At 67.3% G+C, this 20,130-nt stretch carries 15 protein-coding genes; 7 read left to right on the top strand and 8 right to left on the bottom strand.

The window, feature by feature from the left end; all coding sequences use genetic code 11:
* Positions 1–96: 96 nt before the first annotated feature.
* From ACTJKY_RS10260 to ACTJKY_RS10235, 6 genes are all read left to right on the top strand, one after another.
* A complete protein-coding gene (locus ACTJKY_RS10260; protein ID WP_440845859.1) occupies positions 97–573 on the top strand; it encodes a hypothetical protein in 477 nt (158 codons plus the stop codon).
* A 90-nt stretch (positions 574–663) separates the two neighbouring features.
* The gene (locus ACTJKY_RS10255; RefSeq protein WP_440845858.1) at positions 664–1,320 is read left to right on the top strand and encodes a dTMP kinase; all 657 of its coding nucleotides are present in this window, start codon (positions 664–666) and stop codon (positions 1,318–1,320) included.
* Between the two features lie 117 nt (positions 1,321–1,437).
* Positions 1,438–2,550: a fumarylacetoacetate hydrolase family protein gene (locus ACTJKY_RS10250; RefSeq protein ID WP_440845856.1), complete on the top strand. Its 1,113-nt coding sequence runs from the start codon at positions 1,438–1,440 to the stop codon at positions 2,548–2,550.
* An 8-nt stretch (positions 2,551–2,558) separates the two neighbouring features.
* Entirely contained in the window at positions 2,559–3,356 is a 798-nt protein-coding gene (locus tag ACTJKY_RS10245; RefSeq protein ID WP_440845854.1) for an SDR family NAD(P)-dependent oxidoreductase, read from the top strand.
* Between the two features lies 1 nt (position 3,357).
* Positions 3,358–4,251, top strand: a complete 894-nt coding sequence (locus ACTJKY_RS10240; protein WP_440845853.1) for an SMP-30/gluconolactonase/LRE family protein — start codon at positions 3,358–3,360, stop codon at positions 4,249–4,251.
* A gap of 170 nt (positions 4,252–4,421) precedes the next feature.
* Positions 4,422–6,194 (top strand): retroviral-like aspartic protease family protein, encoded by a 1,773-nt coding sequence (locus ACTJKY_RS10235; protein WP_440845851.1) that lies wholly within the window; start codon positions 4,422–4,424, stop codon positions 6,192–6,194.
* Between the two features lie 16 nt (positions 6,195–6,210).
* Here the strand turns inward: ACTJKY_RS10235 and ACTJKY_RS10230 are convergent, their stop codons facing one another.
* The 4 genes from ACTJKY_RS10230 to ACTJKY_RS10215 all read right to left on the bottom strand — a co-directional run bounded on the left by ACTJKY_RS10230 (position 6,211) and on the right by ACTJKY_RS10215 (position 11,614).
* Positions 6,211–6,843, bottom strand: a complete 633-nt coding sequence (locus ACTJKY_RS10230; protein WP_440845849.1) for a TetR/AcrR family transcriptional regulator — start codon at positions 6,841–6,843, stop codon at positions 6,211–6,213.
* Between the two features lie 279 nt (positions 6,844–7,122).
* On the bottom strand, positions 7,123–8,901 hold the full coding sequence (locus ACTJKY_RS10225; RefSeq protein ID WP_440846326.1) for an IlvD/Edd family dehydratase: 1,779 nt from the start codon (positions 8,899–8,901) through the stop codon (positions 7,123–7,125).
* A 143-nt stretch (positions 8,902–9,044) separates the two neighbouring features.
* Complete coding sequence (locus tag ACTJKY_RS10220; protein WP_440845848.1) at positions 9,045–10,451, bottom strand: sugar porter family MFS transporter; 1,407 nt, start codon at positions 10,449–10,451, stop codon at positions 9,045–9,047.
* A 116-nt stretch (positions 10,452–10,567) separates the two neighbouring features.
* Positions 10,568–11,614 carry a LacI family DNA-binding transcriptional regulator gene (locus ACTJKY_RS10215; RefSeq protein ID WP_440845847.1) on the bottom strand — a complete coding sequence of 349 codons (1,047 nt, stop codon included), beginning with the start codon at positions 11,612–11,614 and terminating at the stop codon, positions 10,568–10,570.
* 167 nt (positions 11,615–11,781) lie between these two features.
* On the opposite strand from ACTJKY_RS10215, the gene ACTJKY_RS10210 reads away from it, so the two are divergent.
* The gene (locus ACTJKY_RS10210; protein ID WP_440845845.1) at positions 11,782–14,181 is read left to right on the top strand and encodes a glycoside hydrolase family 3 N-terminal domain-containing protein; all 2,400 of its coding nucleotides are present in this window, start codon (positions 11,782–11,784) and stop codon (positions 14,179–14,181) included.
* A 122-nt stretch (positions 14,182–14,303) separates the two neighbouring features.
* Here the strand turns inward: ACTJKY_RS10210 and ACTJKY_RS10205 are convergent, their stop codons facing one another.
* The 4 genes from ACTJKY_RS10205 to ACTJKY_RS10190 form a co-directional block, all read right to left on the bottom strand.
* Positions 14,304–15,137 (bottom strand): 23S rRNA (adenine(2030)-N(6))-methyltransferase RlmJ, encoded by an 834-nt coding sequence (locus ACTJKY_RS10205; protein ID WP_440845844.1) that lies wholly within the window; start codon positions 15,135–15,137, stop codon positions 14,304–14,306.
* Complete coding sequence (locus tag ACTJKY_RS10200) at positions 15,134–15,706, bottom strand: pseudouridine synthase (protein ID WP_440845843.1); 573 nt, start codon at positions 15,704–15,706, stop codon at positions 15,134–15,136. Before ACTJKY_RS10200 ends, ACTJKY_RS10205 begins: the two co-directional genes overlap by 4 nt.
* Before the next feature lie 348 nt (positions 15,707–16,054).
* Positions 16,055–17,878 (bottom strand): glycoside hydrolase family 9 protein, encoded by a 1,824-nt coding sequence (locus ACTJKY_RS10195; RefSeq protein ID WP_440845841.1) that lies wholly within the window; start codon positions 17,876–17,878, stop codon positions 16,055–16,057.
* 13 nt (positions 17,879–17,891) lie between these two features.
* Positions 17,892–20,048, bottom strand: a complete 2,157-nt coding sequence (locus ACTJKY_RS10190) for an alpha-glucuronidase family glycosyl hydrolase (protein ID WP_440845840.1) — start codon at positions 20,046–20,048, stop codon at positions 17,892–17,894.
* Between the last annotated feature and the right edge of the window lie 82 nt (positions 20,049–20,130).

Genomic DNA, 20,130 nt, shown 5'->3' with positions numbered 1-20,130 from the left:
GCACCTTCGGGACAAAAGCGTTCTATAAGGGAAGAATAGACCTTCCCCCGGAACGATCCGATGTCCCGAAACTCCCAGATAAACGGCCGAGGTGCGATGCAGATGCTACCCCGGTCGAATTACAAGCTGACCGAACTGGCCGAGGAGATGGTGCGCTGTGCGCAACCGTTGCTCCCGGCGGGCGGTCGGCTTTTTCTGGGTCTGCAGCAGGAGACCGACGGGTCGCTGCGGATGATCTGGTGGCGCGGTGAAGATTTCCGCCTGGTTGCCGAGATCGACGCCACCCCCGAGGGTTTCTGCCCCGAGGACAGCCATGAAGGCGCGCTGCAGGATGCGGCGGCTGCCTGCATCACTTATCTTTCCGGCCGCTGGCCCACCCCGCCCCGCCGCCTGGGCGTGATCACCGACGGCACCGGCGTCGCCTTCTCGCCCGCCCGTCCGGCCGTGGCCGAACCCGGCTGGCTGATGGACCATGCCGGCGGCAAGGCCGCCCTCACCGCGATCCTGCCGCTCGACGGCGAAGGCCCCTGCGCGCTGCTCTGCGCGCCGCCGGAGACGGCTTCCTTTCATTGACCTTCTAATCCCCCTCCCGCAAGCGGGAGGGGAGTTTCAGGCGCACGGGAGTCTTGATGACAACCTGCCGCAGCATGCTATGGCGCCCGCATGGGTGAACTCATCGCGATCGAGGGCGCCGACGGCGTCGGCAAGAACACCGCGTCGCGCGGGCTGTGTGCGGCGCTGCAGGCCTCGGGCCGCACTGCCACCGTGCTCGGCTTCCCGCGCTATGGCGAGACCGTCGCCGGGGTGACGATCGGCAAGATGCTTGCCGGTGAACTCCCCGTCCCCGTCACCCCGCATGCCGCCGCCGTGCTCTATGCGCTCGATCGCTTCGAATGGCGCGATGCGCTGCTCGAGGCGCAGGCGACCCACGACGTGGTCGTGCTCGATCGCTACATCGCCTCGAACATGGCCTATCAGGGCGCCAAGCTGGGCGGCGACGAGGGCCGCGCGCTGATGGACTGGATCCTCGCGCTTGAGACCGGGCAGTTCGCCTTGCCCCGCCCGCGGCTGTCGATCTATCTCGACACGCCCTGGGACCTTGCCCGCGCACTGATCCTGCAAAAGGCGCAGCGCAGCTATACCGATCGCAGCTTCGACGAATATGAGGCGGACATCGCGCTCCAGCAGCGCGTCCGCGGCAATTACGAGGCGATCGTCGCGGCCGACCTGCTCGGCCCGTGGAAGGTCGTCCGCGCCAGCGAAGACGGCGCGATGCGGGCGCCCGAGGCGATCGTCGCCGAAATTTTATCGTATATTTGAAACGGCGCTGAACCCGGCTATGCCCGGCTTGACATTTGCTTTGCCGGAGCGCCAATGGTAGCGCTATCACAATCCGAAACGAGTTTGGTGAGAGGTCCCTTGGAAGCGCTTAGAGACATGCTGCCTGCCGATCATGCGCAGGCGATCCTGGTTGGCCGCGTGCAGACTGCTGCCGGCCCCAGCCCCGTCATCCTCCGCGACGGCCAGGTGATCGACGTATCGGCCGCCGCGCCGACCGTTGCCGACCTGCTGGAGCGCGGCGACATCGCCACGCTTACCGGTGAAGTGCTGTGCAGCGTCGAAGCGCTGGGCACCGAATCGGCCCCGCAGATCCTGGCGCCGGTCGACCTGCAGTGCGTGAAGGCCTGCGGCGTCACCTTCGCCGTCTCCGCGCTGGAGCGCGTGATCGAAGAACGCGCCCGCGGCGATTCCGCCAAGGCCGCCGAGATCCGCGGCGACCTGGAAGCCAAGGTCGGCTCGGGCATCCGCTCGGTCGTCCCCGGCACGCCCGAAGCCGCCAGCCTCAAGGCCGCGCTGATCGATGCAGGCATGTGGTCGCAATATCTCGAAGTCGCGATCGGGCCGGACGCGGAAGTGTTCACCAAGGCGCCCGTGCTCTCGTCGATGGGCTGGGGCGCCGAGATCGGCATCCGCTCGGACAGCGACTGGAACAATCCCGAGCCGGAAATCGTGCTCGCGGTGGACCGCAACGGCCAGATCAAGGGCGCAGCGCTCGGCAACGACGTCAACCTGCGCGACTTCGAGGGCCGCAGTGCGCTGCTGCTCGGCAAGGCGAAGGACAACAACGCCTCGACGTCGATCGGCCCGTTCATCCGGCTGTTCGATGACAATTTCACCATGGATGACGTGCGCAGCGCGGTGGTCGACCTCACCATCGACGGGCCGGAGGGCTATCGCCTTTCGGGCACCAACAAGATGAGCGAGATCAGCCGCGATCCCACCGACCTCGTCCGCCAGACGCTGAGCGAGCATCAGTATCCGGACGGCTTCGCGCTGTTCCTCGGCACGCTGTTCGCGCCGGTGCAGGATCGCGATCATCCCGGCCGCGGCTTCACCCACAAGCCGGGCGACGTCGTCCGCATCTCGACGCCGAAGCTCGGCACGCTCGTCAACCGCGTCACCACCTCCAAGGCCGCCGCGCCCTGGACGTTCGGCATTCGCGATCTGATGCGCAACCTCGCCGCCCGCGGCCTTCTCTCCAACGCATAAGGGTGTCCATGTCCCAAGCCGATCTCCAGCAGGGCCCGATTCCGGCCGCTGAGCGTGCCGTCTATCCGAGCCTGAAGGGCAAGCGGGTCCTGATCACCGGTGGTGGCTCGGGGATCGGCGCCGGGCTGGTCGAAGGGTTCGTCCGCCAGGGCGCGGACGTGACCTTCTTCGACATCGCCGAGGACGATTCGAAGGCGCTGGTCGCCAGTCTGTCGGACGCGGCAATCGCGCCGCGCTTCTACGAGGTCGACCTCACCGACATCCGCGCCGCGCAGGCGCAGGTGCAGGCGCTGATCGATGCCGAGGGCGGCTTCGACGTGCTGCTCAACAACGCCGCCAACGACGACCGCCACACGATCGAGCAGGTGACCCCGGAGTACTGGGACAACCGCATGAACGTGAACCTGCGCCACCAGTTCTTCATGGCGCAGGCGGTGATCCCGGCGATGAAGGCCAAGCGCGCCGGCGTGATCATCAACCTCGGCTCGATCTCCTGGCACCTGGCGCTGGAAGAGCTGACGCTTTACCAGACCGCCAAGGCGGCGATTGAAGGCCTCACCCGCAGCCTCGCGCGCGAGCTGGGCCCGGACGGCATCCGTTCGGTCTGCATCGTCCCCGGCAACGTCAAGACGCCGCGCCAGATGAAATGGTACACGCCCGAGGGCGAAGCCGAGATCGTCAAGGCGCAGTGCTTGCCGGGCCGTCTGGTGCCGGACGACATCGCCGCGCTGGCGCTGTTCCTTGCATCCGACGATGCACGGCTGGTAACGAGCCACGAATTCTTCGTGGATGCAGGCTGGAGATAAGATGACCGACAAGGTGGTGGTATCGGCGCCGGAGAGCGTGTGGGGGCTCGCTGCCCCGCTTCTCGAAGGCCCGGTTTGGGTGGAGCGCGACGCCGCGCTGTGGTTCGTCGACATCAAGAGCCACAAGATCCACCGCTATGATCCCGCCACCGGCGACAAGCAGAGCTGGGACGCGCCGGCGCAGGTGGGCTTTGCCCTCCCCTGCGCCAGCGGCGGCTTCGTCGCGGGGCTGCAGACCGGCCTCGCCAAGTTCGACCCCGCCGACGGCAGCTTCACGCCCCTGGTCGATCCCGAGCCCGGCCTGCCTGGCAACCGCCTGAACGACGGTACCGTCGACGGCGAAGGCCGCCTGTGGTTCGGCACGATGGACGATGGCGAGAGCGACGCCAGCGGCGCCATCTATCGTCTGGCCGCCGACGGGACCTGCGTCGCATCGACCCCCAAGGTATCGATCACCAACGGCCCGGCGGTCTCGCCCGACGGCAAGATCCTCTACCATGTCGATACGCTCGGCCAGGTCATCTATGCCTGCGACATCGCCGCAGACGGCACGCTGGCCAATCCCCGCGAATTCGTCCGCATCGCCGAGGGCGAAGGCTTCCCCGACGGCCCGTGCGTCGACAGCGAAGGCTTTGTGTGGGTGAGCCTGTATGCAGGCTCGGCGGTACGCCGCTATTCGCCGGCGGGCGAACTGGTCGAGACCGTCCCCTTCCCGGTCGATGCGATCACCAAGATCGCGTTCGGCGGCCCGGACCTGAAGACGGTCTACGCCACCACCGCCAACAAGCACCTCTCCGCCGATGACAAGGCAGCACGGCCGACCTCGGGCGACCTGTTCAGCTTCCGGACGACGGTGGCCGGACAGCCCGCGACGATGATCCGCGTCGGCGCCTGAACGCGCCTTCCCTCCCCGGCGCCGTTCCGGGGAGGGCACGTACCGACGATCCAATTCGCAAGAAGGGCCACCAACTCGGCGAAGCGTAAGGCTCCCGTCATCTTGCGCGCCTAGGCTATTCCCTGCCAAAACACGAAATCCGCGAACGCGGGCACCAGGGGGAAATGCCGATGAACGGTCACCGTTTCGCACGTCTGTGGGTTCCGGCACTCCTTGTGGCAAGCAGCGCCAGCCCGGCACTTGCCGGCAACTGCCAGCTTGCGAAATTTGCCGAGCTCAAGGTGACGATGAAGGGTCTCGAACCGATCATCGACACCACGGTCAACGGAAAGTCGGCCCCTTTCCTGCTCGACAGCGGCGCGTTTTTCAGCCTCATCCCCCAGCCGGTGGCAAAGACCCTGAACCTGCCGCGCTCTCCCGCTCCGCCGGGCTTCCGGCTTAGCGGCATCGGCGGCAGCACCGATGCCGAAGTGGCACGCGTGGCGCATTTCGGCCTTGCCGGTGCCGACCTTCCCAATATCGAATTCCTGGTCGGCGGGTCCGACACCGGGCAGACCGGGCTGCTGGGCCAGAATGTTCTCGGTCTCGCCGACGTCGAATATGATTTCCCCGGCGGCGCCATCCGGCTGTTCCAGCCCAAGAATTGCGGCAAGACCCCCTTCGCCTATTGGTCCGAGGGCAAGCCGTTCTTCGAACTACCGATCCAGTCCAAGGAGGAGGCCCGCAATCACACGGTCGGCACGGTGGAACTGGACGGTGTGAAGCTGAGGGCCACGTTCGATACCGGCGCCGGACGGACGGTGATCTCGCTGCGCGCGGCCGCGCGTGCGGGGGTGAAGCCGGGCGACCCCGGGGTGCAACAAGCAGGTTGGTCCTTCGGCGTCGGCAAGCGCGCGCAGCAGGGCTGGATCGGCAGTTTCAAGCTGCTCAAGATCGGCAGTGAGGAACTGCACAATGTGCGGCTGCGCATGGCCGATTTGGGCGACGTCGATACCGACATGCTGCTCGGCGCGGATTATTTCGTGTCCCACCGCATATATGTTTCGAACCTCCAGCACCGGATCTACTTCACCTATACCGGCGGCCGCTTGTTCGACACGGTCGCAAAGCTCGATACGGCCAGCGGCTTCAGCACCCAGAGTGCGCCCGAAGCCGGTGCCACGCTCGACGCGGAAGGCTATGCCCGCCAAGGCGCGATGTACCAGACACAGCGCGACCTGCCGCACGCCATCGAAGCCTATTCGCAGGCGGTGACGCTGGCGCCCAAGGATCCGCGCTACCTCCGGCAGCGCGCGTTGGCCTATCTGGCTGCGAGCCGGCCGATCCTGGCGATGGACGATCTCGACGCTTCGCTCGCGCTCGATCCCGCCGACAGCGCTACCCGGCTGACACGCGCCACGGTGCGGGAGCGGGCCGGCAATGCCAGGGGCGCGATGGAGGACCTCGATCTGGTCACAGGCCAATTGCCCCGCGAGGACATGCAGCGGCTGCGCATTGCGCATCTCTACACCGCCCTCGACGCGTTCGATTCTGCGATCGGCCAATATGATCTGTGGCTCGCCACGCATCGCGAGGATGGCAGTCGCGCAGAGGCGCAGAACGGCCGCTGCTGGGCTCTGGCGCTCGCCAATCGCGACCTGAAGCGCGCGCGGAGCGACTGCGACGCCGCGGTGCGCGCCCTCCCCTCGAACGCCGCCTATCTCGACAGCCGCGGCCTGGTGGCGTTTCGTGAGGGGAATTGGGCGGGCGCGCTCGCCGATCTTAATGCGGCTTTGGCGATCCGGCCGCGCCAGGCGTGGACGCTCTACCTGCGGGGCATCATCGAAGCACGCATGGGCCAGAGCGAGGCCGCTGCGAAGGATATTGCAGCAGCGACCGCGATCGCGCCCCGCGTCGCCGCCCGCGCCGCCAAATACGGCATCGCGCCCCCGCCCAAGAGCTGAGGCGCGGCACCGGCGCTTACTGGAACATCGCCTTGGTCAGCGCGGCGATGCCGGTACGCACGCGCTCCCAGCCGGCTTCCTCGCTGAGATCCAGCCCGAGGAACCGCCCGTTCTGCGCCCCCGACAGCACCAGCTGCTGGATCGAGGCGATCAGCAGGGCATTGAGCACCGGCGCGTCGATCCCCGCCGGCCGCTGCAGCGTGCCGCGCTCGCGGGCGATCCATGCGCTCAGCGCCTTGCCGCGCGCCTCGGTAAAGGCCGTGGCGAGCTTGGAGGGGGCGGAAAGCTCCCAGGCCAGGATCTTCTGCGCCAGGGGATCGCTGCGCAGCGCATCAAGCAGTGCCACCGCGACGCGCGCCATCATCTCGGCATAGGTGGCAGGCGGGGGCACGTTCTCGGGCCGCACCAGCGCGGTTTCCATCCAGGCGGAGACGTCGGCGGCGATCGCCTCGGCGAGCCCGTCCATGCCGCCGAAATAGCGGTAGATCAGCTGCTTGTCATAGCCGGAGGCGCGCGCGATCGCGTTCACGCCCCAGCGGGCAAAACCCTGTTCGGCGAGCAGCGTCTTCGCCGCCGCCAGAATCACGCCCCGCGTATTCGCCGCGTTGCGCGGCCGCTTCGCCGGTGCCGTCTCGTCCACGCCGTCCATCCCCCTGTTGTTGGCGATGGTTAACTATCACTGACGAGTGACTCTTGCCATCTCCGGAATGGGCCGGAGGTGGGATGTGGGATTGTGAGATTGATTGAATTGGGAGGACGGTAATTATTGGTGAGTCACCCTCACCCTCCCACTGCCTTCGGCAGCGGGCCCCTCCCTCTCCCGCAGGCGGGAGAGGGGTTCTGTCCCTCTCCCGCCTGCGGGAGAGGGAGGGAGGCGCGAAGCGCCGGAAGGGTGAGGGTGAGAGTCAGGGCCCCACCCCACCGAGCATCAATGATTGTGCCGCGGCACCTTCAGCCCGGTGCCGCGATACTTGGTCGCGAACTCCAGCACGCCGCCCTCGTGCAGCTGGCCCGACTTCTCGCGGTACAGCTCTTCCCACGGCGTATTGCTCGGCGGGATCGGCGGCGCGGGTTCGCCCTTGCGGCGGGCGATCTCGTCCGGCTCGACCAGCGCGTCCACCCGGCCTGCGTTCAGGTCGATGCGGATAACGTCGCCGGTGCGCAGCCAGGAAAGCCCCCCGCCCGCCGCACTCTCCGGCGAGGCGTTGAGGATCGACGGGCTGTCCGACGTACCCGATTGGCGGCCGTCGCCTAGCGTCGGCAGGCTCTGGATGCCCTTTTGCAGGATCGCGTCGGGCGGCTGCATGTTGACGACTTCCGCCGAGCCCGGCCAGCCCAGCACGCCCGCGCCGCGGATCACCAGGATGCAATTGTCGTCGATGGCGAGCGCCGGATCGTTGATCCGATGGTGATAATCGTCCGACCCGTCGAACACGACTGCGCGAACCTCGAACACGCCCTCCTGCCCCGGGGTGGAGAGATAGCGGGCGCGGAACTGGTCGGAGATCACGCTGGTCTTCATGATCGCCATGTCGAACAGGTTGCCGGTGAGCACCAGGAACCCGGCCTTCTCCATCAGCGGCTTGTCGAGCGGGAAGATCACGTCCGCGTCGAGCACCCGCGCGTCCGCCACGTTCTCGGCCATGGTCTTGCCGGTGCAGGTCGCGACGCTGCCGTCGAGGATCCCCGCCTCGACCAGCAGCTTGAGCACCGCCGGGATGCCGCCCGCGCGATGGAAGCGCTCCGACAAATACTGGCCCGCCGGCTGCATGTTGACGATCAGCGGCAGGTCATAGCCGGTCTGCCAGTCCTCCGGCGTGATCGTGATGCCGGCATGCGCTGCCATCGCGTTGAGGTGCGGCTGGGCGTTGGTCGAGCCGCCGATCGCGGTGAGCAGCTTGATCGCGTTGAGGAAGCTCTGCTTGGTCAGGATCTTGGACGGGCGCAGGTCCTCATAGGCCATCTCGACGATGCGCTTGCCGGTCTCATAGGCGATCTGGCCGCGCTCGCGATAGGGCGCCGGGATCATCGCGCAGCCGGGGAGCGACATGCCCAGCCCTTCGGCCATGCTGTTCATCGTCGAGGCGGTGCCCATCGTGTTGCAATGCCCCGAGGACGGCGCGCTCTCCATCGCGCGGCGGAGGAACTCGGCCTCGTCGATCTCGCCCGCCGCCATCTTGCGGCGCGAGCGCCAGATCACCGTGCCGGAGCCGACCAACTCGCCTTCGTGCCAGCCGTCGAGCATCGGCCCGCCCGACAGGACGATCGCCGGGATGTCGACGGTGGACGCCGCCATCAGCGACGAGGGCGTGGTCTTGTCGCAGCCGGTCGTCAGGATCACCGCGTCGATCGGATAGCCGTTGAGGATCTCGACCAGGCCGAGATAGGCGAGGTTGCGATCGAGCGCGGCGGTCGGGCGGCGGCAATTCTCGAAGATCGGGTGGAGCGGAAACTCCATCGGGATGCCGCCCGCCGCCAGGATGCCTTCCCGCGCGCGCTTCACCGTCTCCAGATGGATGCGGTTGCACGGCGCGATGTCGCTGCCGGATTGGGCGATGCCGATGATCGGCTTGCCCGAGGTCAGCTCCGCGGGCGTGATGCCGTAGTTCATGAAGCGCTCAAGATAGAGCGCGGCCATGTCGGCGCGGCCGGGGGCGGCGAACCATTCGCGCGATCGGAACGGACGGGCGGGCGTGCGGGTCACGATATTCTCCCAAACCTAACTCCCCTTCCGCTTGCGGGAGGGGTCGGGGGAGGGGCTGAAATGGGCACCTCCCGCCTGAAATCATCCCCTCCCCCAGCCCCTCCCGCAAGCGGGAGGGGAGTACAGAAGGACGGGGCTGGAGGCTTTTACCCCTCCATTGCCTCGAGTTCCTTGCCCTTGGTTTCCTTGATGAACTTCAGGACGAGGAAGAAGCTGACCGCCGCGCAGACGGCGTAGAAGGTGTAGCTGGCGGCGAGGCCGAGCTTGGACGCCATCACCGGGAAGCTCTGCGCGATCAGGTAGTTGGCGAACCACTGGGCGAAGCCGCACACCGCCAGCGCCGAGCCGCGGATCTGGTTCGGGAACATCTCGCCCAGCATTACCCACATCACCGGGCCCCAGCTGACGTTGAAGAAGATCACGTACAGATTGGCGGCGATTACCGCGGTCTTGCCGAGATCGGGCGAGAGCACCAGCTTGCCGGCTGCGTCGAGCGAGCCGTGGCCGAAGGCATAGACCAGCACGAACAGCGTCACCGCCATGCCGGCCGAGCCGATCAGCAGCAGCGGCTTACGGCCGATCTTGTCGACCAGGCCGATGGTGACGAGGCAGGCCGCGATCGAGACCGCGCCCGAGACGATGTTGATCAGCAGCGAATCCGCCTCGGTGAAGCCAGCCAGCTGCCACAGCGTCGAGCCGTAATAGAAGATCACGTTGATGCCGACGAGCTGCTGGAACACCGCGATCACCAGGCCCGCCCACAGGATGGTGCGGATCTTGCCGGTGCGCGGGTCGATCAGGTCGCGGAAGCTCGGGCGGTGATCGGCGGTGAAGCTGGCGCGGATTTCTTCCAGCTTGGTGCGCGCGGTCTGCGGGCCGAACAGGTCGGTCAGCACCTTGGTGGCTTCCTCGGTACGGCCCTTGGCGACCAGGAAGCGCGGGCTTTCCGGAATGAAGAACAGGGCTACGAGGAATACTGCCGCCGGCAGCGCCTGCATCAGGTACATCCAACGCCAGGCTTCCAGGCCCGCCCAGAACTTGTTGGTCGAGGCACCGGCCGCACCGGCCAGGTAATAGTTGACCACGAACGCGGCCGTGAGGCCGGAGATGATCATGATCTGCTGCACCGTCGTCATCCGGCCGCGAATGTTCGCAGGGGCGACTTCGGAGATATAGGCGGGCGACAGCACCGAGGCGGCGCCGACCGCGATACCGCCAGCGATCCGGGCGATGACGAAGATGGTGTGGTCGTGCGCGAAGCCCTGGATCAGAGCACCGGCGAGGAAGAGCAGCGCCGCCAGCCGCATCACGTTGCGGCGGCCCATCTGGTCCGCCAGCGTACCGGCGAAGAACGCGCCCGCGACGCAGCCGATCAGCAGCGAGCCGACGGTGAAGCCGAGCCCGGCCTCGTCGAGGTTGAACGCAGCCTGCAGGCCCGGCTGGGTGCCGTTCACTGCGCCGCTGTCATATCCGAAAAGCAATCCGCCGATCGTGGCTACGGCCACGATGGCGCCGATCAGGCCGATATTGGCCCGCTCCGCCGTATGATTCATCCGATCCCTCTCCTAGCCCGGGAAGTTGGGCCGATTTGTTAGCGGTAACGCTGGCCCGTGCAACCAGGAAAAGCAAGCCGGCAGGCGCGTGTGCGCAAGATTCTGCCAGCGTTGTCCTATCGCTTGGGCGGCGGCGCGCAGGATTCGCGCACGATGAGCTGATGTGCAAGCACTTGTTCCGGCTCGTCGATCTTGCCGCCGGGCCGCAGCTCGTCGAGCAACATGGTCAGCGCCGCCTCCGCCATCGCCGCGATCGGCTGGCGGACGGTGGTGAGCTCGGGCCACATGGTGGTGGCGAGCGAGGTGTCGTCGAAGCCGACCACGCTAAGATCCTGCGGCACGTGCAGCCCCCGCCGATGCGCCACGCCAACCGCCGCGGCGGCCATGTCGTCGTTGCTGGCGAAGATCGCGGTCGGCGGATTGGGCAGGTCGAGCAGCGCCTCGCTGGCGACGATGCCGGAGCGGAAGGTGAAATAGCCCTGCTCCACCGGCATCGATGCGAGGTCCAGCCCCGCCTCCTCGATCGCCGCGCAGAAGCCCCGGTAGCGCTCGGCACTGGAGGTCTGGTTGGGGTTGCCGCGGATGAAGCCGATGCGGCGATGCCCCATGTCGAGCAGGTGCTTGGTCATCGCGCAGGCGGCGGCGAAATCGTCGATGCGGACGTTGAGGCTGCCCTCGGGCGGCAGGCCCATCGCTACCGACACCCAGGGGATGCCCGCCGCTTCCAGCTCGTCGCGCACCGCCGTCACTTCGGAGAGCGGCGGCGGCAGGATCACGCCCTGAACATGCGTCTGGACAAATCCGCGGGTGGCCTCGGCCTGTTCCTCGGCGCGTTCGCCCTCACAGGCCTCGAGCACCAGATGGCACCCTGCCCGCCGCGCCGCGGCCAGCGCACCGATCAGGAACTGCGAGAGATAGGCGGCCGACGGATTGGAGTAGAGCAGCCCGATCTGGGTCGCTTCCCCTGCGGCCAGGCTGCGCGCGGCACTGTTCGGCGAATAGTTGAGCTTGGCGATCGCCGCGAGCACGGCTTCCCGAGTCGCTTCGCGCACATTGGTGCCGCCGTTGACGACGCGCGACACGGTCATGGCGGAAACGCCTGCCTCACGGGCCACGTCCTGTACGGTGATGCTGCCCCGGCTGCGCCGGCTTGGTTTGGTCATCCCCCCTCCTGCACAATCGAATAGGTGCGCGCTACCACGATTGCAATCGTTCCCGAGGGCGCGCACGCCCGGTTGACCGGCGTCGTTGCGGCTCCTTATAGCTGATAGCGCTATCATCATGGCAATAGGCGACAGCAGAATTGTCGCCGGCCTTCCGGGAGAGGAACATGCGCTCATTTCGTCGCGTCGCCGCGCTTGCCATTGCTGCGAGCGCTCTGCCCCCCTTCGTCGCCGCACCGCCCGCCGCCGCCCAGACCGAACGCGCCGGCAAGCCGCTCTATAAGGACGCGAGCCAGCCGATCGAGGCGCGGGTCGACGATCTCCTCGCCCGCATGACGCTGGAGGAAAAGGTCCAGCAGCTCCAGGCGCTGTGGCTCAACAAGGGGCTGATCCAGGACACCAAGGGCGAGTTCGACCCCGCCAAGGCCAGCGCCAACTTCCCCAACGGCCTCGGCATGATCTCGCGCCCCTATGACCGCCGCGGCGTCGCCGCTGGCGCACCAGGGGCGGCAGGCGCGGTAGCCGGCGACGTCAACCGCAGCCCGGAAGAGACCGCCCGCTACATCTATGCCGCGCAGAAATGGGCGATGGAGAAGACCCGGCTCGGCATCCCGATGCTGATGCACGAGGAATCGCTCCACGGCTTGGTCGCCCCCGGCGCCACCAGCTTCCCGCAGTCGATCGGCCTCGCCAGCAGCTTCGACCCCAAGCTGGTGGAGACCGTCTTCTCCATGGCGGCGAAGGAAGCGCGGGCCCGCGGTGCCAACCTGGTCCTCGCCCCCGTCGTCGACGTCGCCCGCGATCCGCGCTGGGGCCGCATCGAGGAAACGTACGGCGAGGACCCGTATCTCGTCACCCAGATGGGCCTTGCCGCGATCCGCGGCTTCCAGGGCACCACGCTGCCGCTCAAGTCCGACAAGGTGTTCATCACCCTCAAGCACATGACCGGCCATGGCCAGCCCGAGAACGGCACCAATGTCGGCCCCGCCTCGCTCGGCGAGCGGACGCTGCGCGAGGATTTCTTCCCGCCCTTCGAACAGGCGGTGAAGACGCTGCCCGTGATGTCGGTGATGGCGAGTTACAACGAGATCGACGGCATCCCCAGCCACGCCAACAAGTGGCTGCTGACCGATGTGCTGCGCGGCGAATGGGGCTTTCAGGGCGCCGTGGTCAGCGACTATTTCGCGATCCGCGAGCTTATCACCCGCCACCACATGTTCAAGGATCCGAAGGACGCGGCGCAGCGCGCGCTAGACGCGGGCGTCGATGTCGAGACGCCGGACGGCGAAGCCTATACCCATCTCGTCCAGCTGGTGAAGGAAGGCCGGGTCAGCCAGGGCGAGATCGACAATGCCACCCGCCGCGTGCTGCGGATGAAGTTCGAGGGCGGGCTGTTCGAGAACCCCTATCCCGAGGTGAAGCTGGCGGCGGCGCGCACCAACACGCCCGAAGCCATCGCGCTTTCGCGCCAGGCGGCGCGCCAATCGATCGTGCTGCTAAAAAACGGCCAAGGCCTGCTCCCGCTCGACGCCAAGGGCATCAAGCGCATGGCGGTGATCGGCACCCACGCCAAGGATACCCCGATCGGTGGCTATTCGGACCTGCCCAACCATGTCGTCAGCGTGCTCGAAGGCATGCAGGCCGAGGGCAAGGGCAAGTTCGCGGTCGACTATGCCGAGGGCATCCGCATCACCGATCATCGCGAATGGTCGAAGGACGAGGTGAAGCAAGTCCCGGCATCGGTGAACGACCAGCTCCGCGCCCAGGCGCTGGAGACGGCGAAGAATGCCGATGTCGTGGTGCTGGTGCTCGGCGGCAACGAGGCGGTGAGCCGCGAGGCCTGGGCCGACAACCATCTCGGCGACAGCGAGACGCTCGACCTGCCGGGGCCGCAGGACCAGCTCGCCAAGGAACTGATCGCGCTCGGCAACCCGGTCGTGGTGATCCTGCTCAACGGCCGCCCCTATGCGGTGAACTATCTGGCGGAGAAGGCGCCGGCGCTGATCGAGGGCTGGTATCTGGGCGAGCAGACCGGCAACGCGCTCGCCGATGTCGTGTTCGGCCGGTACAATCCGGGCGGCAAGCTGCCGGTGTCGGTGGCGCGCAATGTCGGCCAGCTGCCGATCTACTACAACAAGAAGCCGAGCGCGCGGCGCGGCTATCTGTTCGGCGACACCAGCCCGCTCTACCCGTTCGGCTATGGCCTGAGCTACACCAGCTTCGACATCGCGGCGCCGCGCCTGCCCGCGCCGACGATCGGCATCGCCGACAAGGCGGCGGTCGAGGTGGACGTGACCAACACCGGCAAGGTCGCCGGCGACGAGGTGGTCCAGCTCTACGTCCATGACGACGAGGCCTCGGTGACGCGGCCGGTGATCGAGCTCAAGCGCTTCGAGCGGGTGACGCTCAAGCCAGGCGAGAAGAAGACGGTGCGCTTCGAACTGACGCCCGACGATCTGGCGCTGTGGAACAGCCAGATGCGCCACGTGGTGGAGCCGGGCACCTTCACGATTTCGTCAGGCCCGGACTCGGCGACGCTGAAGAGCACGACGCTGACGGTGCGGTGAGGTGCAGGGAGGCTGCGGCCGACCCTGGCCTCCCTACCCTAATTTTGGTGCTGGATCCGCGACGCTATGGCTGCCGTCTGTAGGCTTGCCGCAGACGGACGTTTCCGCCCCCGCCCGGTCGTTCAGTCATCGTTCAACCAATCCGCGATGATCTCGCCCCTATGCCCTTCCGGCGCCAGCGCTGCGCGAAGAGCTTCCAGCAGCGGTGCCAGCGCCTGGGTGAAGGCATATGGCGGATTGACGATGAAGAGGCCGGCGCCGTTATAGATACCGGGCACATCGGCATCATATAACCAATGCTCCATGACCAAGAATTTCGGAATGCCGAGCCTGCGTAACTTTTGCTTCCACTGTTGATGCGTGGCGCGGTCTTTCAGTGGATACCAGATGACAGTCACGCCATGCGCCCATTTGCGGTGCGCTGCGGCGAGGGTGGCGGTGATGCGGGCGCGTTCGTCGGTCTGCTCGTACGGCGGGTCGACCACCACCACGCCGCGCGGCGTTCGGGTCGGCAGCAGTGCCAGCCACAGCTCATAGGCATCGCGTTCGTGCACGGCGGCAGGCGTGCCGCGCATCGCGCCGCGCAGGGCATGGGCGTCCTCGGGATGCTTTTCATTGAGGATCAGCAGATCCTGCGGGCGCAGCAGCTGCGCCAGGAACTGCGGCGAGCCGGGGTAGACGTGCGGCTCTGACCCGGCATTCACCGCCCGCACGACGGCGCGATAGTCGTCCAGCAAGGGGTTCGCGTCGGCAAAGGCGCGCACCACGCCGTGTGCGGCTTCGCCGGTGCGCTGCGCCTGCTCGCCGCCAAGGTCGTAGAGCCCGCAGCCGGCATGGGTGTCGATCAGGGTCAACGCGCCCTCTTTCTGCTGCAAGGCCCGGACAAGGGCGATCAGCAGGCTGTGCTTGACGACATCGGCGCTGTTGCCGGCGTGGAAGGAATGGCGATAGTTCATTGGAATTCAGAACCCTTGACCAGGCCAGAGACCTCCTCGAACTGCCCCGGCGCGATCCCGGCAACGGACCAATCGCCGATCGACCAGCGGACCAGCCGCAGCGTAGGCAACCCAACGGCCGCCGTCATGCGGCGCACTTGCCGGTTGCGCCCTTCGCGAATGGTGATTTTCAGCCAGCTGTCGGGGATGGCCTTGCGTACACGGATCGGTGGATCGCGTGTCCACAGGTCCGGCGCGTCGATCCGCGCCACCTCGGCAGGCAAGGTCATGCCATCGTTGAGCAGGACGCCCTGCCGCAACCGCTCCAGTTCCGGCACCTGCGGATCGCCTTCGACCTGGACGAGGTAGGTTTTGGGCGTCTTGAAGCGGGGATCGGCAATACGCGCCTGCAGCCGCCCGTCATCGCAGAGCAGCAGCAGGCCCTCGCTGTCCCGATCGAGCCGCCCGGCGGGATAGACGCCCTTCACGCCGATGAAGTCCGACAAGGTAGACCGAAGTGTCGGCGATCCGCGATCGGTGAATTGCGAGAGGACCCCGAAGGGTTTGTTGAACAGGAGCAGCCGTGCCATCCCGCGCGCATAGCGTTAGGCTGCGGCCATGTCTTCTGCCGGATGCCGCTATCGGCGTGGCTGTGCCCGCCAGATACAACCGGAAGCTGTCGGTCGGCTTTCCTGTTTGTCCAGCGAGGAGAGCCTTTGCCCTATCGGCCCGATCCGCCCCATCGAAGACGACATGCGCAGAAAGCCCGGGGGCTGCTTCCGCAGAAGATCGTCATGGGAGTTACGAGTCTGGAACGGCGGGAATGGCGCAATCCACAACCCTCCGCTCGCGTGTGCAATGCCCCTCCCCGCATCCGAACAGCGACAAGGAAAGCCGGCAATCGGGCAATCTGGAACCTGCCACCAGCCTCATCCCCCTCAATCATCCATCCACGCTGCCACCCAGAATAGCGGCGCGTTCCAGTTGATCGCGACTTCGTTCAGTGCATAGGCGTGGATGTCGTCGGCCCAGCAGGTCTGGGCGACGCACTTGCCCTTCATCTGCATCGCCACCGTGTCCGCCATCGCCGTGTCGTTGGGCCCGCCCGAGAGGACGCCCGGGGGCGGCCCCGGCAGCTTGGCGTCGAGCGAATGCGCCCAGAAGCGGTGGTGCGGGTTCTGCAGTGACCGCGTGCCATAGCCGCTGACATAGGACGTCCCCATCGGGTTGCGCCCGAGCAGATAGTCGAGCGCGGAGACGATGCCGGCGCGGTACTTGGTCGACCCGGTGAGGTCGCTCGCCACGCCGAGCAGCATCGCCTGGCTCATCAGGTCGCCGTTCGAGCCCCAGGGATAGCCCTGCGCCTTGTAGGGGATCGCATAGCCGTTCTGACGGCGCTGCTCGAGAATGCCGTCCGCCGCCGAGATCAGCGTCGCGCGCAGTTTCTGGACTTCGGCGTCGCTCAGGCCCGTCTTCACCGTCGCCAGCGTGATCGTGCCGAGCGGGGCGGTGAAGCTCCAGCCGGGGGCGTGCACCGCTTCGCCGAAATGCGGCGAACCGGTCACCGCCTTGCGGAACGCCGCCTCGCCGGTGGTCGCGTAAAGCTCGGCGGCGGCCCAGTAGAATTCGTCGCTCAGGCTCGAATCGCCATAGCCGCCGCTGCCGGTGAAGCTGCTGGTGGCATAGACCTGTGGGTTGCGCTGCGCCGCGCCCCAAGCGCGCCGCGCGGCCGTGAGGCAGCGCGCGGCGAAGGCATCGTCCACCCCGCGCCACAGCCGTGCGCACTGCGCCGCACTCGCCGCCAGGTTGAGCGTCGCAGCCGTGGTCGGCGGATAGAGCAGCCGCGTTTCGCGGTCGTTCTGCGGCGGCGTGGGCAGCGTCGTCCAGTTGCGGTCGGCGACCTTCTGGTGCGCCATGCCGCCAGCGTCGATCTTGGCAAAGGGCGGGAAGCTCGGCTCCCAGGCGGGGCGGCCGGGCTTGGGCGCGCCGAGCGGGCCCGAGGGTACGCGGGCGCGCATGCCGTCGGGGATCTGCATCCGCAGCAGGAATTCCATCTCCCAGCGCGCTTCGTCGAGCAGGTCGCTCACGCCGTTGCCGCTTTCGGGGATGCGCAGCGAGCCGTCGGGGAAGGCCTTGGGACGGCGTTCATAGGCGTTGAGCAGCGTCCACAGCGCGATGCCGCCATTGACAACGTACTTGCCGTGATCGCCGGCATCGTACCAGCCGCCGGTCACGTCGAGCGTGTAGCTGCAGCCCGGCCAGTTCTTGCCGCGCTCGTCCAGGCCGGAGAAGCAGCCCGCCACTTCGCGCGCATGCCCGGCCGGGCGGGCCCAGGCGGAGCCGGCGAACTTGGCGTCGATCGGAGTCCCGGCGCGCTGCTGATAGAAGAAGTTCGCGGCGTCGCGCGCGAGCGGCCGGTAGAGGCCCGGCGCAATCGCGAAGGCATCGCTGGTCACCCCGGCGACCGACAGCCGATAGCCCTTCCCCGCACGGCGAAAGCCCGAAAAGTCGATCCGCTGCACCACCGCGCCCGAACTCGCATCGGGCCCGTAGACGAGCGTTTCACCCTTGCCGACAGCGTTGCCATCGGCGTCCAGTAACAGCCAGGGCAGCGGAGCCGTGCCGGCCCCGCGCAGCACCGCGAGCTTCACGTCGCCGGGCTCGAAGCCGATCTGGTTGAGGTCGATCACGGCACGCTGCTGCGCCACCACCGGGCTCGCCAGCACCATGCCGGCGAGCAGCCCCATCGCTAGCGTCCGCATCCCGCTCCCCTTGTTATTTGCCGTTGCCGGGCGCGTGCGGCGTCCGGATCGCCTCGTAATAGCTGAGCGGGTGCGGCGGGGCCAGATGCCCGGCGGGCAGCGGACGCTTCGACAGCGACTGCCAATAGGCGATCGAGGCGTCGCGCCACCACTGCGCCTCCTGCCGCTGGATGGCGAGGAAGTCGCGCACCTCGGCCCAGCGGCGGGCGTCGACCTTGCCTTCCAGCCCGGCCCAGCGGCGCTGCATGTCCTCCACCGTGGCGATGCCGGTGTCGTAGTGGGCGATCAGGCTGTCCCACAGCGTTTGGCCCGAACGCATCCGATAGTCCCAGGGGACATGGTGGAACCAGAGCAGCAGGCTGTCCGGCACCGTCTTGAGGTCGCCCCAGCGCCTGGCCACCTGCGGCGCGTACTGGCCGAGCGCGTTGGTGCCGGTCGGCGTGCGGTCGAAGCCGATGCCGTTCGCGTCGGCGCGGTGATAATAGGTCGGGTTCCATTCCGGCCGGGCGAGGTCGGACACCCAGGGCCCCGGGCCGTAATGGTGGCCGGTCGCCATGACATGGCCGAGGCCGAGCGGGGTCATGTAGTTCACCACCGCCTCGCGCGATTCCAGCATCATCGCGACGATGGGGTCGGCCACCGCCGGATCGGGGCTCCAGGTCAGCCGCGCCCAGTCGCGGGCGATGTCCGCGGCCTTCGTGTCGGGATCCCAGGCGAGCCGGCCATAGGCGTACCAGTTGGCCTGATCGAACTGCGATCCGCTCCAGTTCACGTCGGTGCCGATATTGGCGACGCCCGCCATGCCGGTGAGCGCCTTGGGGGCGACCGGCGTCTCCAGCACCTTGGCGACGGTGCTGCCCGCGCGGGGGCGGAAGGTGTCGCTTTCCAGCACCTCCTCCCACATCGTCCCCAGATAGGCGAGGTGCGTCGCGAAGCCCAGATACTCCTTGGTGATTTGCACCTCGAGCATCAGCGGCGTCTTGGGCATCGCGCCGAACAGCGGGTGGAAGGGCTCGCGCGGCTGGAAGTCGATCGCGCCGTTCTTCACCTGGAGCAGCACGTTGTCGCGGAACTTGCCGTCGAGCGGCACGAACTCGTCATTGGCCTGCTTGTGGCGATCGGCGTCGTTATGCTCGGAATAGACGAACGCCCGCCACATCACCACGCCGCCATGGGGAGCGAGCGCGTCCGCCAGCATGTTGGCGCCGTCGGCATGGCTGCGCTTATAGTCGGAGGGGCCGGGCTGGCCCTCCGAATTGGCCTTGACCAGAAAGCCGCCAAAATCGGGGATCACCGCGTAGATCTCGTCCGCCTTGGCCTTCCACCAGGCGCGCACCGCCGGGTCGAGGGGGTCGGCGGTCTTGAGCCCGCCGATCTCGATCGGGGCGGAGAAGCGCGCGGTCAGGTAGATGCGGATGCCGTAGGGGCGGAACACCTCGGCCAGCGCCTTGACCTTCTGCAGGTACGGCGCGGTCAGGATGTCGGCATTGGCATTGACGTTGTTCGGCACCACCGCGTTGATGCCGATCGAGGCATTGGCGCGGGCATAGTCCGTGTAGCGCGGATCCTTGTAGCCCGGCAGCTTCTGCCAGTCCCACAGCGACTGGCCGGCATAGCCGCGCTCGACATAGCGATCGAGATTGTCCCAATGATCGAGCACGCGCAGTTGCAGCTTGGGGGCATCCTGCACGTCGAGTGCGTCGATGGGTGCGCGGAGCTGAAGCAGCTTGAGCAGGCGGAAGCTGCCATAGAGCAGGCCGGTGTCGCTGTTCGCGGCGATCAGCGTCACCTTGGCGCCGCCGATCGTCGCCGTGCGGAGCAGGAAGCCCTCGCGGCCGAGCGCGGCAAGCGGCAGCTTCATCCCTGCGAGCAGCGGCGAGCCGGCGGTGGCGAGCACCACCCCGCCCTCGCCCTGCACCGTGCTGGCATGCGCGGGTGCCGAACCGATCAGCCCGGCCAGCCCGCGGTCCAGCTCGTCGAGCGCGGCGCGCACCGTCGGCCGGCTGCCGTCCGCCACCACGTAGCGGAGCTTCGGCTCCGCCCGCTGCACGGTGCCCGCATCGAGCGGCTGGTAGCGCAGCCACAGATCATAGCCGGTTTCGGCATGCGCCTGATTCGCCAGGGCAAACGCCGCCAGAATCCACAAAATCGCCTGATATGCCGCCCGCATTGCGCCCTCTCTCCTCCGCGTTCGTTCGCGTTTGTTGACAAGCGTGTAGCAGGCCGAACATGGTACCGCTACCAAGCAAGCT

Source organism: Sphingomonas sp. 22176, from assembly GCF_052045505.1.
Classification (GTDB): Bacteria; Pseudomonadota; Alphaproteobacteria; order Sphingomonadales; family Sphingomonadaceae; genus Sphingomonas.
This window is presented reverse-complemented; position numbering and strand designations above follow the sequence as displayed.